Below are 17,540 nucleotides of genomic sequence, written 5' to 3' on the forward strand. Positions count from 1 at the left end.
CTATTCTTGAGCAGGCAATGCCATGGAAATTTAAGAAGGCCTAAAGTGCTGACTTTAGACCTAATACGAAATTTTTATGAGCATCCGGGAGTAGATTTCATGTCCCTGCTCCGGGCATTTTCTGACAATGTATTCGCGGGACGGATTACCTCTGGAGGATCCACTATTGCAATGCAGGTGGTCAAGAAACTTACCGGACACCAGAGAACCTATTTCAACAAGCTGAAGGAGGTTGTGCAGGCGATCTACATTACCCAGAAATTTGGTCGGAAGCAGGTCCTTGACTGGTATCTTACTCTGGCTCCGTTCAGCGGCAATATCGAGGGGGTTAAGGCTGCTTCCCTGAGATGGTTCAATCATTTGCCGGATAAAATGACCCCGGCGGAGGCCGCTCTTCTTACGGCACTGCCGCGGGCACCGGAGCATATCAGACCGGATCGCAACTACAGGGCTGCCGTTTACTATATCAATGATGTTCTGAAAAGTGCCCGCAAAAGGGGCGTCCTCGACGATGATCTCTGGAGAGCGACGCTGGAGGATGATATTCCGGTACAGCTTCATCAGATTAATCAAGAGGCTCGCACTTTGGCCACTTTTCTTTTTCAGAGGCACCCTGAGCCTGAAATTTATACCTGGATTGACCCGGCGGTTCAGAAAATTCTGCATAACGAGGCGGTGAACTTTCATGAAATTCATCAGGACGGGGCGGTGCTGTCGGCTGTGGTTATGGATGCTGCCACGCACCGGATTGTGGGAATTCTGGGATCCTCGGATCTCGGTGTGAGCCAAATGTGTCTGCCTTTTTCAAGAAGATCTCCGGGGTCAGCTCTGAAACCATTTGCCTACGGACTGGCCTTTCAGGATCGGAGACTGCATCCCGGAACCATTCTCCATGACAATTCCCGGATTTACGGCTCCTGGAAACCTGCTAATTTCACCAATCTTTTTACCGGCAAGGTCACAGCTGCGCAGGCACTTACCCAGTCGCTGAATCTGCCTGCTATCGAGGTTCTGGGGCTTACAGGACCACAATATTTTGTAAATACCGTTAATCGTGGTGAGAAAAGGCTTTTTCTCAAGGATAATGTCGCAGACTATTCAGTGGTTTTGGGGAGCGGCAGTATTTCTCTCATAGATCTTGCAAATCTTTATGCCATGATTAACGAGGACGGAATGATGGAGCATTATGCGCTTCTTCGTGATGAGGAATCTGTTCCGGCCTATCGGATTCTGTCTCAGGACAGCGCCCGGGCAGTATTTAATATTTTAAAGACTGCAAGACGACCTGCCAATGGTCTTAAGATGAACGAGGTGTCCTACAAGACCGGAACCTCCAGCAGATTTGTGGATGCTCTGGCGCTGGGCAGTATGGATAACTATACTGCCGGGGTAGCTATAAGATTTCCGGGAAACCGGGCCGGATACTATCAGTATTCAGGATTTCAGGATGCCGCTCCGGTTCTTTTCGGTATTTTCAGCGCCCTGAAGGTTCAGGGGACTGTTAGTCTTGTCAAGGCGGATATTGAAAGCGAGCTTCTTCATGATACAGTTCCTGAGGCTCTTAAGGAAATCGTGGAGGAAAAAAAGATTATTGACCGTAAGTCTCTGAAAATAGATTTTCCGGGCGATGGCGATATCATACTTCCGGATGGGAATGGCTATGTGTTTATCAGGCATTCCGGAGGAACCGGAAAGATCTATTTCACGGTTAACAGCGAACAGCGCGAAGAGAATTATTTTCGGCCGGATCATGAGGGGTACTATTCAGTAAGCATTCTCGATGATGCCGGGCGTTCCGATAGGGTTACCTTCAAGGTGGTGCTTAATCCGGAGGAGTAGCCGTAATTCCTGTTCTGGTTATGATTCCGAAACTGAAATTTCCGTTTCCAAAAACCCCCGCAAGCTTTGTTCAGCTTACGGTGGTATTATTCAGCGCTTCCGAACTGCCGAATTTTGATTTGCAGGAACCGCAAATGTCATGACGATGATTTCGGAGTCGGGATTAACGGGTAATCACCAGATTGTCGATGAGGCGCACCTTGCCAAGATAGGCTGCTGCCAGAATTACTACCCGGCGAGATTCCGTTATATCGGGGCTCAGGGTATCGGCATCCACTACAGTGATATCATCGGTGCTGAACCCGGAACCATCTAGTTCGTTGACGCTTTCGTCAACGGTTTTCTGGATATTTCTGAAGTCCGGAAGTGCCCTGAGCTTTTCACCTAGTTTTACCAGACAGGCATGGAATTCCGGTGCTTTTTCTAGCTCTTCTGGGGACAAGCGATTATTTCTGGATGAATAGGCCAGACCGTTTTCATGACGAACAATCGGAACTCCGATGATCCGGAGCTGGAAGTTCATGTCCTGTACCATTTCCCGAATCAGCGCCAGCTGCTGGTAGTCCTTTTCTCCAAAACAGGCCAGATCAGGCTGGATAATGTTGAAAAACTTGGATACTACAGTAGCTACACCATTGAAATGACCGGGACGGAGTGCTCCTTCAAGGCTGTTGGCCAGATCCGGAACCTCCACATAGGTCTGGTTCTGCAGACCACGGGGATACATGATCTCCGGGGTTGGTGTGAAAACGGCATCCACTCCGGCTTCTTCCAGCAGGGCCAAGTCCTGTTCCAGAGTGCGGGGATAGGTTTTTAAGTCTTCAGGACGATCAAATTGCATGGGATTGACGAAAATGGTAACGATTACCTTTTCGGCATTTTTTTGAGCCTCCCGCACCAAAGCAAGGTGTCCCTTATGGAGATTGCCCATGGTGGTAACCAGTCCGATAGTTTTAAGATCATGCTTATATTCAGTGACAATCTGTCTGATTTCTTCGATGGTTTTAGCAGTTTTCATATTTAACCTCGAGTTTATTTCAAGTAACTATGAGCGTCATCCGGATAGATTCCCTGTTCTACCTCGCTAATATATTTGCGGATGGCAAGAGTGATATCCCCGGTTTCTGCCAGAAAGTTCCTGGCGAATTTCGGGGTATGTCCCATGGTAAGACCCAGAGCGTCATGCATTACCAGGATCTGTCCGTCAGTATCATTTCCGGCACCGATGCCGATAACAGGGATCTGCAGTGCCTCGGTTACGGCCTTTCCGGTATCTTTGGGAACGCCTTCAATAACCAGCATGCTGGCTCCGGCAGCTTCCACCGCGAGGCATTCTTCAATGATCTTTCTGCGGGATTCTTCGTCTCTCCCCTGGATCTTGAATCCGCCAAACACGTTCACCGACTGCGGTGTCAGTCCCAGATGGCCGCAGACCGGAATGCCGTTTCTGACCAGGGTGCTGATAGTTTCTGAGAGAAAGGAGCCTCCTTCAAGCTTGACGACATTGGCACCGGCGGCCATGAGCCTATGGGCGTTTTCGCAGGCGTCCCTGGTGGAGGCATAGGTCATAAACGGCATGTCAGCCAGGATTAGGGCGTTTTTGACGCCTCTTGAGACGCATCTGGTATGGTATGCCATTTCGTCAATGGTAACTCCCAGGGTGCTAGATTCGCCCTTGATGGTCATTCCCAGGGAATCCCCGATAAGGATGGCAGAAATGCCGGCTTCGTCAAAAATTCTGGCAAAGCTGGCATCGTAAGCGGTTATGGTGGCGAATTTCCGGTGTTCGTCCTTCAGCTTTCGGAGTGTGGAAACGGTTACTGTCATTGAAAAACCTCCTTGGAATCCGTTGAGATTCCGGCTGTTCACTATTTGTATCCGGTATCCGGATTGTCCGGGTGATCGTTTGCCGCTAATTATAAGCGGATTTGATAAATATTGTAGCTCTTGCTGCGGAGCTGACAGTGCCAATATCATCCGGAGCTTCAGGAATTTTTCCTGAGGATGTGCAGTGCCTCAAGATCCCGCGATGGCAAAGATCCGACAATGTCCTGCAGCGGAGTGTTCTCTGGCGGAATGCGGAAGTCTGGCAGTATCTCCAAAAGAGGAATAACAGTAAACACCCGATTTCGGAACTCCGGGTGGGGTATCTGGAGCCTTTCGGTATCTATAACGGCGCTGCCGAAGAACAGAATGTCGAGATCCAGAGTTCGCGGGCCCCAATGCCGCAGTCTTACCCTCCGGTGACGGTTTTCAATATCCTGAAGAGCATCAAGAAGCTGTTCGGGATTCAGTTCCGTACGTAACAGGGCAACACTGTTCACAAAATTAGGCTGATCCTGAGGACCTACTGGAACGGATGAGTAGAGAGAACTCATCTGTACCAGAATGGTTTCGGGAATCCTGCTGAGTTCCCGGCAGGCGGTTATTACCTGCTCTTCGGGATGATCCAGGTTGGAGCCCATCCCGATTATCGTCTCGGTCATTTTTTTGCCTGTTGTCTGAAAAACTGTCACTGCATTACCGGTGTTCTGGTACGTCCTCTTTTGATTCCGGAAGGGGATTTTCTTCTAGATTTATCCCCATCAGAACGAGATCCCCGTGCTTCCTGATTTCTGATTTTGTTGCTGGAAATCAGCGCTTTTCTGGTGCGCAGGGACTGGGGAATATGGTTGTAATAGGTATCAGTCCAGAAAGTGATGATTCTTTCCAGCTTTTCATCCATGTGAACACGGTTCATCAGGAATTCCAGGCCGGCCCGGAAAATTTCTTTCCATACCACACTTTCAACCTGTTCCTGATTATTTATGATTTCTTCATCAGTCAGGATAATCTGCATTTTCCAGATATCGATAATATCCTGCGCCACGAATTCCGGTATCTTGGTGATAACAGACTGTCTTTCCAGTACGATTTTTCCGGCCATGGCCATTCTGTCTGTTTCTTTCAGGCTGCTGTACTTGCCGATGGTTCCCATTTTCATATACAGCTTCCTGGTAAGAGGCCAAAGCATAACGGCATACAGGAAGTGCGGCATGTTGTGCTTTCCTTCGGCATGACGGGTATCGGTATTTCTGAGACAGCAGGAAATGAAATCAAAGAACTGCCGGCTCTTGATAAGAGGGCCCATGTCTGTCAGCAGGTTCTGCATTATTCCGTCCCGCATGAGGAGCTGGAAGCTGGTCTCGCCATGTCCGGTAAGAAACATCTTGTTGAATTCCTCGTACATGCGGTTGTTGTTTACCTGGGCGAGTCCGGAGATGTTTCTGAAGATGGCACTGCGTGTACGGGGGGTAATGCTGAAGCCCAGTTTGGCTGAGAAGCGGTAGGCTCTTATCATCCGCACGGGATCCTCACTAAACCTGACATCGGGATCTCCTACAATGTCAACTCTTTCATGGAGAAGATCCGAAACACCGCCCAGATAATCGTGAATGACGTTGTCCGCCGGGGAATAGTAGAAACCGTTGATGGAAAAGTCTCTCCTGATAGCATCGTCAGTAATGTCGGTGCTGTAGGTGTTGTCACTGGTCAGCATTCCAACAGTGTCGGAATCCTCATAGGTCATGCCTTTTCTGAAGGTGGCCACTTCAATCAGGGTTCCCTTTTCCGTAACGTGAACCAGCTTGAACCTTCTGCCGATTATCACGCTGCGCCGGCATAATCTCTTAACGGTTTCCGGGCGGGCATTGGTTACTACGTCAAAATCCTTGGGAATCTTGTCCGTAAGCAGGTCGCGTACTCCGCCACCCACCAGGTATGCTTCGTATCCGGCGCTGTTGAGGGTTCTGATTACGCTGAGTGCGGCCGGCGATATCTTGTCTTTATCCAGAATGTCCCCCGGAAGCGTCAGGTGGGAAATTCCCCGTTCCATGGCTTCTTCTTTGTGCTTGTCGGCTTCCGTGGCAAATTTTTGCAGTAAAGTATTAATAAGACACCTCCAAGTGTTTGGTTCACGGTGCTCCGAGGCTTTCTGTTAAGGAGCCGGAGCCTTACATGCGGAAAACGAGCTTTCTAAGCAGTATCTGCGATAATCCCCGGGGATTCTGTTGATAATTCCGCAAACATTGTGGATAAAACGTTTGTTTTTGGGGGGAAACTGTAAATAACCGTGTGCATAATCTGTTGATAAGGTTCGAACGATCGCGATAGCCTTAACAGGAACGGGATTTTATCACACAGCCATGTTTTTTTCTATCCATAGCGTTTTTGGAAAAAAACACGCCTGGCGAATTTTTATCGGAATTCGGATATTACACCGGTACTTTCCGGGAAAGGACAGGAACTTTAGTGATGTCAAAATGCCGGACGGCATATTTCAGAAACTCTGAAACCGTAAGATCATCGGATGCAGCGGATATTTCCGAAGGGTACTCCTGTCCCAGAAAAACCGCTGCTTTAAGAAGAAGCCGCACCGGGCTAAGGAGATCCAGTCCGGGGGCATGATTCTGTTTGGAATACTTGCTGCCTGATTCTGAAAGAGCTAAAGGCAGACTGGCATAGGTAATTTCAGGATAACCGAGTGTTCTAGCGAGCTCAAGCTGTCCGAAGGTATCCGGAATCAGATCCGCTCCTCTGACGATTTCTGTGATTCCGGTTTCGTGGTCGTCAATCACACTGACCAGATTGTAGGTGAAATAGCAGTCCCTTCTTTTCAGAAGAAAGTCGTTTTCTGCGGGGAAGTCCGTACGGGAGAGAAAACCGCGAATCAGATCTGTAAAACCGGTAACTGATGATGAACTTTTATAGCGAATCCCTGCTCCTTTTTCCCAGGGAAGATTTTCAAGACGACAGGAGGCCGGGTGGCGTCCGCCGTTAAGCTTTATGAGATTTCTGGTGCAGTTACAGCCGTAGGTATACCCCTGCCGGTTGAGATTATCAAGAACCTCCCGGTAAATTTCATGTCGCTGGCTTTGAATCAGAGGAACGCCGTCCCAGAAAAGACCCAGAGTTTCCAGATCCCGCAGGATACTGTCCGTGTATTCCTGACGGCAACGGGTCTCGTCAATATCTTCAATGCGAAGATGCCACTCTCCCTGCTGGTTCCGGGCTCGCAAAAAACTGCCCAGGGCCGCTACAAGAGAACCGAAATGCAGTGGGCCGCTGGGCGTCGGAGCGAATCTTCCGCGATACATTGCAGGAACGGTTATGAGCTGAATCCCTGCTTTTCCTTTTTCTCGTGCTGTTCCTTGCAGTTAATGCAGAGATCGGCGGTGGGCCGGGCTTCCAGGCGTTTAATACCGATTTCCTCGCCGCAATCGGTGCAATAACCATAGTCATCGGAATCAAGCTTGCGGATCGTTTTTTCGATTTTCTTGATAAGCTTTCTTTCTCTGTCTCTCATTCTTAATTCAAGAGAAAATTCCTCCTCCTGTGTAGCCCGGTCATTCTGATCCGGGAAGTTGGCAGTCTCAGAATTCATATGATCGACAGTGCGGTTTACCTCATTGTGAAGCTGGTTTCTCCAGGCCTCGAGAATCTTCCTGAAGTGAGCCTTCTGGGCATCACTCATGTATTCTTCACCAGGCTTGACCTCATAAGGCTTTACGCCGGCAATGGCCAGAGGGCTGAGCTCTGTTGAAATCTTTTCTTCACTCATAGTGTTCTCCCTGTGCGGCCTCCGGTACAGCGTTATATCTGGGAAGCCGTTTCTGTTGGTGTTTCAGGATGGCAGGTGCTTGCGTGCCATCCTGTTTCAAGATTGAACTATTATTATAACCTCAGATTTTCACGGCACCCTGATGTTTTTGATTGTTGTTTGTTTTAATGTGCTATCCCGCAAGTTTTTTGCCATGCGGGGAATAAAAACAGCTGGCGGATGCCCTGGGACACTGTATTCCTGCGGCAGTATGTTTTTATTCTCTGTAGTATTTTGCCTCGCTTGTCCTGCGGAACATTATGTATCAGGTGAAGTCTTAGTTTTCGGCAGACGCCCGAGGCTGTCATTAATTGCGATGCCGCTCTCGGTGTGATATAGTCCAGTCTGTTTTTTAAACATTTCGGAAGTTTGTTTCCCGGTTTTTTTGGCACTGACCGGTGAGCTACTGTCCCCCGATGACGGATTGGGATGCCGGATTAACCGGTTCCGGAGCTTTTTCAGTCGTTTTTCAGGAGATGAAAACTGTGAAGCGACGGTTTTTCCGTGAAGGTCAGAGGAGCTTGTAAGCAGGATGAAGCCCGAGAGTGATTTTCAGCATGTAGTGGAGAGATTCCGTGATAATCCATTTTTTGAGGGACCTGACGATGAGGATGAATTATCAAACTCTTCGGATGATGACCCCGAAGAAGATGACGGAGACAATTCCGGAAAACCACCGAAAAAGAGTCTGAAACGAAGATTTCTGTGTTTTTCGGTAAAGCTGGGACTTTCCGGTTTTGTGCTTTTCTGTCTGGTAACCTGCTACTATTACATGCAGGTTACCTCCAGCCGGCTAGACTCTGCTCAGAAATGGGAAACTCCGGCCGTGGTTTACAGCCGCCCACTGGAGCTTACTCTGGACCAGAATCTTACCTTTGACCAGATTGTTAATGAACTCAGCCTTCTGAAATACCGTAAAACAGATAACCCCAGAAATCCCGGAGAGTATAACTACAATAAGGCAAAAACCAGACTGGTGGCTGTCAGAAGACCCTTTGACTTTCCGGACGGCTTTGAAGAAAAAAGACCGCTTCTCATTGAGTTTGAGAAGGGACATATCAGTGCCGTCAGAGATGCGGATACCGGTGAAGAGCTGGTTTATGTCCGCATGGATCCGGTGCTTTTGGATCGCATTTCCGCTAACGGAGAGGAGGATCGGCTGGTAATCTCTATCAAAGAGGTTCCGGATAAGGTTATCAAAACTCTGATTCAGGTGGAGGATCGGGATTTCTACAATCATCATGGTGTTAATCCCTGGGCTATTATGAGAGCTATTCTCATTAATATAAAAGCCGGAAGGGCGGTGCAGGGTGGAAGTACCCTGACCCAGCAGCTGGTTAAAAACTATTTCCTTTCCCGGGAAAAGAGCTTTGATCGCAAGGTCAGGGAGCTTTTCATGTCTCTGGCGGTGGATGCCCGCTATGACAAGGAAACAATTCTGGAGATGTATCTCAATGAGATCTATCTGGGGCATGGAGCCACCGATATCTACGGCTTTGGTCTGGCATCATATTTTTACTTCGGGATTCCGGTTTCGGAGCTTTCGTGGGATCAGACCGCTCTTTTGGTGGGAATGGTAAAGGGGCCGTCTCTTTATGATCCGAGGCGGAATCCTGGCAAGGCTCTGGAAAGAAGAAACCTAGTGCTGCGGCTCATGAGAGACAAGGGCGAACTGTCCCCAGAGGAGTATGAATTCTATGTTAAAAAGCCGCTGGGAGTCATAGATCGCCAGGCCCTTAATGTTATGAAGGTTCCCGGCTACATGAGTTTTGTTAAGGATGAGCTTAATGAAAGACTGGGCCCGCACTGGCTGGAGAATAAAAACCTGGAAATTTTCACCAGTCTGGATCCGCAGGCACAGCAGGCAGCAGACAGTACAGTGAGAAAGGTTATTCCGGAGCTGATCAGACGTACCGGCAAAAGGGAGCTGGAAACCGCTATGGTGGTAAGCAACTGGCGGGTAGGGGAAATCATGGCTCTGGTGGCCAGCAAGGATCCCTCGTATCCGGGAATGAACCGGGTAACCAGCGCTAAGAGACAAATAGGTTCTCTGGTAAAGCCGGCGGCCTATCTTACAGCGTTTGAGAGGGGCTGGCATCTTGGCAGTGCAGTGCATGACGCGGAGCTTACCGTAAGGCTGCAGAACGGTCAGGAATGGAAACCCAGGAATTTTGATCACAAGTTCAAGGGCTGGATTCCTCTGTATCAGGGCTTTGCGGAATCCCGAAACATCCCGATGGTCAGGGTAGGTATGAATGCCGGGGTTCAGAATGTGGTGCACACGCTGAAGCTTCTGGGTGTAAAGGATGATATTGAACCGGTTCCCAGTGTTCTTTTGGGATCGGTAGCCATGACTCCTTTTGAGGTTAATCAGATGTATAACACAATTGCCTCCGAAGGGCTTTACCGGCCTCTGTCCGCAGTACGCTATGTCCGATCCGGGGGGAATAATGTTATCTATGACCGGCATGCCGCCATGGATTCTGTTCAGGTTCTCGATCCTCCCAGTGTCTATCTTGCCATCTACGGTATGACGATCGTTACCAGACAGGGGACTGCAAAGTCTGTGGGAAGCCGGTATCCTGATATGGTGCTGGCCGGAAAAACCGGCACTTCCAACGGCTCGCGCGATTCCTGGTTCACCGGCTTTGACAACAGCACTCTGGTTACTGCCTGGGTTGGAAATGACGATAACACCCCTTCGGGGCTTACCGGAGCTACCGGTGCTCTGAAACTGTATGATGATTTTCTGACCCGTTTTCGGCCTGTTTCCCTGGAACTGGCACAGCCGGAAAAGATAGAGTTTGTTAATTTCAACAGAGACGGCTATATTATGGCTGATGATTGTACCGATGTCCGGAATTATGTTCGGCTTCCGGTACGCAGTGATAATATAAGATCCGATCAGCTTGTAAGCTGTGCCGGAGATTATGGAGATGCTAGAGATTCCGTACTGGACAACCTGTACTGAAAACTATTTTACAAAGGGCGGACCGGGATTGTTTTTGGCCGCCAGATGACTACAACGGAGAATCTATGAAACTTTTATCAAAAATAACCATGCTGTTTGTGATAACAATGGGGGTGGTATCAGCCGCGACAGCCGCTGCTGCCAATGCTCCTGCTGATGATAAGACCATGAAGGCTATGGGAGTGTTTCTGTCCAACTTTACGGAGTGCGGTTTTTACAACACTACACGGGAGGAAATGACCGCCGATAATGAAAATCTTGTCAATTTTGCCATCTGCCATCTTAGAATCAATGCCTGGAAAAAAAGCTTTACACCGATACCGGGCTGTGAACTTGGCGGTGATGAAAAATGCTCTCACGGTGATCACATGGTTTCTGCAGACAAGGTGGCCAGAGTCGTGAAGAAGTATCTTGACTATGACATGAAAAAGCATGCCGGAACATCACAGTATTACTACAATAAAGGTTTCTATTATCTTTATGCGGCTGACGGAGAACAGACCATGAATGCCGTGGTCAGAAAGGTTAGAAAGCTTGATAACGGAAATTTCGAGGTCTCGTCAAGCCTGTTTAATACAGAAACTCAGGATCGTCCCAGCACTGACGATATTCATATGGTTTCGGTGATCAAGCCTTATGTCTTTGAATCAAAGAATACCTGGAGTCTGGTTTCTACGAAGCTTCTGAAGGATATTGGTGATATTGACACTGAACCGGAAGATTAAAGTCAGTTTATATCTAGAAGCGGCTCATTGATAAAAATGGCCGGCCAATAACTTCGATTCCTTGCGACGAACAGGATGGGTGCGAAGTCAGGATATGCGAGTAACCCAATCATATAGTGAAAAGGAATAATTAGCTTCGTTTGTTTTTGCTGCTGTTTCAGGTCCCGGATAATTCCCGGGGCCTTTGTTTTCCAGGGAATATGACGGCTGTTGTCATGCCCGGAAGTTCTGCCATGCAATCATCTCACAATCTCTTTTCTGAATAATGCTTTAAAGGCCTTTTCTGTGCTATATTCACACCAAGGGATCCTGTCGGGATTCGTGAAGGTACAGGCATAGACCAGGCATATGAATAATACCAGAATTAACATGAGTTTCCTGGAGAAGATCCGGAAAACTGCGGTCAACATACAGGGGCGTGAAATGCCGGATCCTGTAGGGAGCGTTCTTTCCGGAAAGTACCGGGTTACTGGAAGACTGGGAATTACCTCTGGAGAGGCTGATATTTTCAGATGTCAGGATGCTGCAGGGCGACGTTTTGTTCTTAAGCTGTATCGCCGGGAAAACGCCATCAAATCCGAGGTTTTGGAAAGACTTTCGGGGATCTGTAGTCCCTGTGTTTCTGTTCCTGCTGATTTCGGGATTTTTCAGAATCATGAGTACACTATAACTCCTTTCATGAATAATCCCAGCCTCGGAGATGTACTGGGACAGGGAACCAGATTTACTCTGGACGAGCTAAGAAATCTGATTATTCCTTCGGTTAACGAAGGTCTCAGGGAACTTCACCGTGCAGGGATTCTGCATAAGGATCTGAAGCCTGCCAATCTTATTCCGGATGATGATGGGCAGCATATTGTTATTATCGATTTCGGCATCAGTTCCACTGTTAATGATGAAACCGTGGTTCTTACCGGTACCGGAGCCACTCTTTGCTATGCCGCCCCCGAGGCTGTGCAGGGGGTTTATCACCAGGAGAGCGATTATTTTTCTTTTGGAATTACCATTTTTGAGCTGTTTACCGGCTATACCCCTTTTCAGAACGGGCAGATTTCAGACGGGGATATCGCCAGACTGGCCTCCATAAGCAAAATTCAGTTTCCCGAAGGTTTTCCAGAGGAGCTGCGGGAGCTGGTGCTGGGACTCACCTACCGGGATCTTACGCACAGAAACGATCGTAAAAATCCCAACCGCCGCTGGGGCTACGAGGAGGTGCAGAACTGGCTTCGCGGAGTGCGGCAGGAAATACCGGGAGAAATTTCCGGCAGAGCTTATGGAAATTCCTATGCTCCGCTTGCGTTTCTGCCATACACCTTTAACGGTCAGCGCTATCTTCGGGAACAGGATCTTCTTCTGGAGATGCTCAGGTATCCGGAACAGGGAATCCGAGATTTAGGCAGAGGCATCCTGTCGCATCATTTTGGGCTTTTTGACGAGGAAAAAGCCGGATGGTGTATCAGTGCCGAGAGCGAGCTCAGTGATGACGGCAATCATAATTATCTGGTGTTTTTCCGGCTGATGTACCGGCTGATGCCGGATCTTCGTAAGCTGTACTGTGCCGGAAGGGAATTTTCTGATATCCGCGAACTGGCGGCGATGGCGGTCAGTGTGGCCTCGAATTCCGGTGTGAGTATGAAAAGTTTCCTCAGGGCACTTTCCGTGATGCTTGAAAGCGGAGCTCTTCAGGAATTTTCGGAAAAAACACTGCAAAGCACTTTATACGGAGAGACCTTTTTCAGGCTGAAAGAGTTGTTTAAATATAATCGCTTTTCTGATAGTGAGCATGCCTGGATTTTCGGCTATCTTTTCAGCGAAGAACGGAGTTTTATGGTTCAGGGACAATCTTTTAAAAGTCCTGATGATTTTTCTGAAAAAATGCACCGGATGTTTTCGGAAAATGTGGTTGAATATATCGAATATCTGGAAGCCGGACGATCTGAACTGGAGTTTTTTATGACATTTATGCCGGATTCAGCTTCCCGCATGAGTATTGGTCAGGTTCTGGATGATATTGATGAGCTAAATACCGGACGGCGCAGCTATTCTGAGGAATTGATGCTGCGGGCTGGAGATTATTTCGTACTGGGGAGCTATTGTCAGGATAGTTCCTCTAATAAAATGCCCCTTGAATGGCTGGTTTTGAAAATCGAGGGAAAAAAAGCCTTGCTTCTGAGTCGTTACGCCCTTGAAAAGAGATCTTATCACGGCAGATTCGAGGATACTTCCTGGGAAAGCTGTGATCTTAGAAAATGGCTTAACGGTGAATTTTTTTGCCAGGCCTTTTCCAGAAAGGAGAGACTTAGAATTTCCACGGTTCACCTGGATAACGGGGATAATGCCAGATACGGCACAAGCGGCGGCTGTTCTACGGAAGACCGGGTGTTTCTGCTCAGCGTTTTCGAGGCGGAAAAGTACTTCAGGTCGGATTCGGAGAGACGCTGTTTACCAACTGCCGATGCCGGGAATGGGGGAGGCTATGGTAATTACTGCTACTGGTGGCTGAGAACACCGGGGTATAACAGGAGCGATGCGGTATGTGTCTATCAGAACGGAGTCATCTATTCCTACGGCCATAATGTCAATATTGATGATACTATGGTCAGACCGGCATTGTGGTATATACTGTGTATTTGAAAAATAATAGCACCAGTATATTTTATGATATAATGCGAATATCACCGAATTACTGGTGGTTTACATTGTAAGCATGGAGGAATATATGAATAAAGGCAGAAAGACGAATAGGAGGATAACCAGAAGTACGGAATCCCTCCCTGATGTAATCAACTTTGTGTGTCGTTACGATCTGAAATTCAATCATGCCAGAGTGTACGATGACCGGAAAAAGAAAATGAAGGCCGGTTATCGGAAACATAAGAACCAGGAAACGCTGTGTGATATGAAAAAGTCCGCAGCGTTTTTTGATGCTTTCCGGAATTACGGTTCTTGTTCAGCTGATTTGTTTATCATTTCTTCATTTTAATTTTCTTTCCTCGAGTTTCCGTATTTCCCCGTTTTCATGAATTCTGTCTACCGGTTTCTGGCGTAATTCCAGACGTTGCCAGGATGGTTGATATGAATAGAATTACCGCAAAGTTGTAAACAATATTATAATTATACCTATCATAAGACCGGTGTTTTCTCCAAAACTGCCGGTATTTGTTTTTTGATAGTAATTGCAGGATGGTGAAAGTGTGGCAACAAAAAAAATAAATGAAATTACTCTTCTCAAAATGCTGGCACTTCTTTCAGTGCTGTTTTTTCATTGCTACCGGCCATTTTTTGGTAGCGGTACATACTGGAAGGTAGTGATTGATTCAAATCTTGACTATATGTCATGGCTGCTTCATTTCAACAAGATTTTTGATGTTCACTGCCTATTTTTCTGTTCCGGATTTCTTTACTTCATGACCATGTCGGCAGGGAACCGTACAGTAAAGGATCAGCTTATTAAACGTGTCAAACGAATAGTGATTCCCTATTTTTGGGTTGGCATGTTTTATTTTGTGCCGCTTTATACATTGTTCAGTGTTCCCAGCGGTCTTCACCTGGCGAATGACAGTCTGTGGGACGGTTATGAAAAGTTTCTGACTATGCAGTTTAGCGAGCATATGTGGTTTTTGCAGATAATGCTGGTAATAACGGTAATATGCCTGCTTTTGAACTTTATGGTGAAACGTTTTTTTTGGCTCCTCCTTGTCGGCTCGTTCCTGATGACGTTTGTTTTCAGCTTTTATCTTAAAGGCGTGTTCTTTATGAGTCTGCAATCCCTCTCGGACAATCTGTTTATTTTTGTTCTGGGGGGAGCCATGTACAGAATGTACGGCATTCTTACGGAAAAGCGCAGTCTGGTGCTGGCTGTGGCTTCGCTGGCTGTATTTTTGGCAGTCTACAATGTTGAGGTACCGAAGGGGTGGCTTTCAGTTATGCTGTCTCAGATTGCGGCTGGGAGCGCCTGCATAGGCGCCCTTTGCTTTACGAGACTTTTTGCCGATCGGGTGATGGATTTTCTGGGGAAATTCCGGCTAGTGCAGTTTTTCGATAAAAATTTTATGGATTTTTACATGTACCATATGCCGATACCGCTGGTATGTGCCATGTATCTCTATAAGCCGTTTATTACAGTGATAGATTCCAACATTGCCTATCTGCTCTTTGCCTGGACTCTTACGCTGGCGCTTACCGCTGTTGCTGTAAAGGTTGACGGACTGATAAAGAGAGGCAGAGACGCGGTGCTTTTAAGGCTTAAAAAACCGGAAGCAGTGCCTGAAAACATCGATCACAAATAGAAACTGCCGGGATTCAGAGCTCTGCCGGAAAATTTTTCTGGCGTTGAATCCCGCTTATTCCGGCAACAGGGGCAGGTTTAACTGCTGCAAGGTTATTCCATTAGGCTGTCAGTGCTTTGTTAAAATGTACCAAATCTTGTTCTTGTGGGAAGTTCTGACATGTTTTCAATGACAGAACTGCAACTCGATTTATTGAAACTGTTTAGATGCACGGACTAGTGCCAGGTTGTTTATTGAGATGTTTAGCGTTGCTATTCGGTTTTCTGTCTGTTTTCATAACATCTCAGGGAGAGCTTTTTACTGTTTCTGAAGCGGCAGAGACAGTTCCTCGGCTTTATGCCGGGGATGTTCTAGAAGAGAGCGGTTCCGGGGAAAGCATTATTGAAAGGTGAGGATATGTGGACGGGAGTCGCGGAGAATATGGCGCCTTGGAAGGGAATCTCCCTTTCGGAATTACAGCAATACTTATTATCTTGATCTGCCTGCAGATTTTGTAAACAGGCGGGAGTCGCTTCTTCACATCAGAAACGGCGTCAATGCTATTGAGTACCGTGATTTTTATCTCACCGGCCGGGGGAACGCCGTTATTGCTCCCGAAAGGGAGCTCCGGGCCACGCTGGATCATTTCATTAGAGCCCCAGAGGGAGGCTGCCGATACCCGGACCGTTATTAACTTATCTATCATGAACTTCCGGACGGCCGGGACTGCCAGGATTTTGCGGAATACCGCCGCAATGTATTTGTTTCGGAGGTGTTGCCTATTCTGGTTTATGAGGACAGATCGGCCATTGTGTCCTCCATGGGGTATCCCGGAATTTCCATAGTAGGAGATAACGGGACGGGAAGAATGGTGAAATACGCCGTAATACTTTATGGGGCGTCCCTGGGGGATCGCAGAGATGGTGTATGAGCCGATGCCGGGGAACTATTTTCTGGCGCTCTTTGCCAAATTCCGGGATTCCTATATTGTCGGAGAAAACCGTCCGTTAAGGAATACCGGCTCCGGACCACAGAGGAAGAACGGCTTTGGCTTTATCTCCACCTTTTTGAATTAAAGGATCAGAATGTCAGATACCGTTTTACCATGAACAACTGCACTAACGGCTCGGAACACCTCCTCCGGGTAATGAGACGGGATCTTGAGGCACCGGATTACGGGAGCTTTCTGACACCGCTGGAATATGTGAGATACCTTAAGGACAGCGGGCTGGTTTATGAAGAAGAGTCCTATTACATCAGAACGGATCAGTACTATGCGGAACTGGGGTATCCGGTAACCCCTGAGGATGCGCCACCTCTGATAAAACTGTCAGGAGGCTATGTTTGGTCATCGCTTTACGGGAGTAGCATTATCATTCAGATAACGCCGGCAGTTTTCCATTTTGCTGTTGCCCTCGCCGGTGAATTCCCTGCCCCGGGCTGAGCGGTTCCTTCGTCGCATTTTTTCCGCTGACATCAAAATCTGTCAGATCTGTGCTGCTTCACTTCCATTGAAAATTTCTTCAGCATAATCCAATTTTTGCGTGCGATATGGTACCACCGGTACTGTTATCAAGAATTCCTGATGTCCTAAAAGAGAGGTTAAGACCTAATATGAAAAAGTAAAGGGGGCTGTCATAGCCCCCGTAAAGGACGGAACATCCATGTTCCAGAAATCTGTTTCGGCAGTGTTTTTCGGCTTCATCCATGAAGCCTTTGCAGAACTTCCCTGTTCCCACAGCTGATATTATCATTTTAGATGATCGAGATTTCAAAACAAGCGGTGATTTTTGTGCCAGAAAAGGTGTCTTACAGTGTGCGTTTTTTGTGATGACGTGAAAGCTTTATTTATGGTATTCGGTGTTGCCGGGGAGGGGAGTCCAAAAATTATTTTCCGAAAAATACCTGAGAAGATATGGAAAAAGTCTTACATGACTTATGAGAAATTGACGGAATATGTACGGGTCAAATGATTGGCGGGGCTCCCGTTCTGTAATGACCAAGACTGTTTGTATATAAGGTCGAAAAGATTAAAAAGGACAACAAATATCAATGAAACAACGGACGTCACCAAGAAACACAAAAATGTCAGGGCTGAT

15 protein-coding genes are annotated in these 17,540 nt (G+C 47.5%); 8 read left to right on the forward strand and 7 right to left on the reverse strand.

Features of this window, described 5'->3' with window-relative positions:
• Positions 1–45 precede the first annotated feature (45 nt).
• Positions 46–1,839, forward strand: coding sequence for a transglycosylase domain-containing protein (locus F557_RS0105045; protein ID WP_169335161.1), 1,794 nt, complete (start codon positions 46–48; stop codon positions 1,837–1,839).
• Between the two features lie 163 nt (positions 1,840–2,002).
• Here F557_RS0105045 and panC read toward each other — a convergent pair whose 3' ends face one another.
• The 6 genes from panC to dksA all read right to left on the reverse strand — a co-directional run bounded on the left by panC (position 2,003) and on the right by dksA (position 7,438).
• Positions 2,003–2,857 (reverse strand): pantoate--beta-alanine ligase, encoded by an 855-nt coding sequence (gene panC, locus F557_RS0105055; protein ID WP_019001157.1) that lies wholly within the window; start codon positions 2,855–2,857, stop codon positions 2,003–2,005.
• 14 nt (positions 2,858–2,871) lie between these two features.
• The gene (gene panB, locus F557_RS0105060) at positions 2,872–3,666 is read right to left on the reverse strand and encodes a 3-methyl-2-oxobutanoate hydroxymethyltransferase (protein ID WP_019001158.1); all 795 of its coding nucleotides are present in this window, start codon (positions 3,664–3,666) and stop codon (positions 2,872–2,874) included.
• 158 nt (positions 3,667–3,824) lie between these two features.
• Positions 3,825–4,325 (reverse strand): 2-amino-4-hydroxy-6-hydroxymethyldihydropteridine diphosphokinase, encoded by a 501-nt coding sequence (folK, locus tag F557_RS0105065; protein WP_044143001.1) that lies wholly within the window; start codon positions 4,323–4,325, stop codon positions 3,825–3,827.
• A gap of 26 nt (positions 4,326–4,351) precedes the next feature.
• A complete protein-coding gene (gene pcnB / locus F557_RS18885; RefSeq protein ID WP_019001160.1) occupies positions 4,352–5,713 on the reverse strand; it encodes a polynucleotide adenylyltransferase PcnB in 1,362 nt (453 codons plus the stop codon).
• Between the two features lie 379 nt (positions 5,714–6,092).
• Complete coding sequence (gluQRS, locus tag F557_RS0105075) at positions 6,093–6,974, reverse strand: tRNA glutamyl-Q(34) synthetase GluQRS (protein ID WP_019001161.1); 882 nt, start codon at positions 6,972–6,974, stop codon at positions 6,093–6,095.
• Positions 6,975–6,985: 11 nt separating this feature from the next.
• The gene (gene dksA, locus F557_RS0105080; RefSeq protein ID WP_019001162.1) at positions 6,986–7,438 is read right to left on the reverse strand and encodes an RNA polymerase-binding protein DksA; all 453 of its coding nucleotides are present in this window, start codon (positions 7,436–7,438) and stop codon (positions 6,986–6,988) included.
• Positions 7,439–8,009: 571 nt separating this feature from the next.
• Between dksA and mrcB the strand changes: the two genes are divergently transcribed.
• From mrcB to F557_RS0105105, 5 genes are all read left to right on the forward strand, one after another.
• Positions 8,010–10,448, forward strand: coding sequence for a penicillin-binding protein 1B (mrcB, locus tag F557_RS0105085; protein ID WP_019001163.1), 2,439 nt, complete (start codon positions 8,010–8,012; stop codon positions 10,446–10,448).
• Positions 10,449–10,513: 65 nt separating this feature from the next.
• On the forward strand, positions 10,514–11,173 hold the full coding sequence (locus tag F557_RS0105090) for a hypothetical protein (RefSeq protein WP_019001164.1): 660 nt from the start codon (positions 10,514–10,516) through the stop codon (positions 11,171–11,173).
• A gap of 348 nt (positions 11,174–11,521) precedes the next feature.
• Positions 11,522–13,807 (forward strand): DUF6273 domain-containing protein, encoded by a 2,286-nt coding sequence (locus F557_RS21025; RefSeq protein WP_019001165.1) that lies wholly within the window; start codon positions 11,522–11,524, stop codon positions 13,805–13,807.
• 85 nt (positions 13,808–13,892) lie between these two features.
• Positions 13,893–14,156 (forward strand): DUF7230 family protein, encoded by a 264-nt coding sequence (locus F557_RS18900; RefSeq protein ID WP_157617749.1) that lies wholly within the window; start codon positions 13,893–13,895, stop codon positions 14,154–14,156.
• A 211-nt stretch (positions 14,157–14,367) separates the two neighbouring features.
• Positions 14,368–15,462 carry an acyltransferase family protein gene (locus tag F557_RS0105105; protein WP_019001167.1) on the forward strand — a complete coding sequence of 365 codons (1,095 nt, stop codon included), beginning with the start codon at positions 14,368–14,370 and terminating at the stop codon, positions 15,460–15,462.
• Between the two features lie 334 nt (positions 15,463–15,796).
• Here F557_RS0105105 and F557_RS22140 read toward each other — a convergent pair whose 3' ends face one another.
• Positions 15,797–16,147 (reverse strand): hypothetical protein, encoded by a 351-nt coding sequence (locus tag F557_RS22140; protein ID WP_157617750.1) that lies wholly within the window; start codon positions 16,145–16,147, stop codon positions 15,797–15,799.
• Positions 16,148–16,213: 66 nt separating this feature from the next.
• Between F557_RS22140 and F557_RS22145 the strand changes: the two genes are divergently transcribed.
• Together F557_RS22145 and F557_RS0105125 are read left to right on the forward strand one after the other, a co-directional pair.
• Positions 16,214–16,372, forward strand: coding sequence for a hypothetical protein (locus tag F557_RS22145; protein ID WP_211209515.1), 159 nt, complete (start codon positions 16,214–16,216; stop codon positions 16,370–16,372).
• 39 nt (positions 16,373–16,411) lie between these two features.
• Positions 16,412–16,885 carry a lipoprotein N-acyltransferase Lnb domain-containing protein gene (locus F557_RS0105125; protein WP_084761477.1) on the forward strand — a complete coding sequence of 158 codons (474 nt, stop codon included), beginning with the start codon at positions 16,412–16,414 and terminating at the stop codon, positions 16,883–16,885.
• Positions 16,886–17,540: the final 655 nt, after the last annotated feature.

Source organism: Succinimonas amylolytica DSM 2873 (assembly GCF_000378405.1).
Taxonomy (GTDB): Bacteria; Pseudomonadota; Gammaproteobacteria; order Enterobacterales; family Succinivibrionaceae; genus Succinimonas; species Succinimonas amylolytica.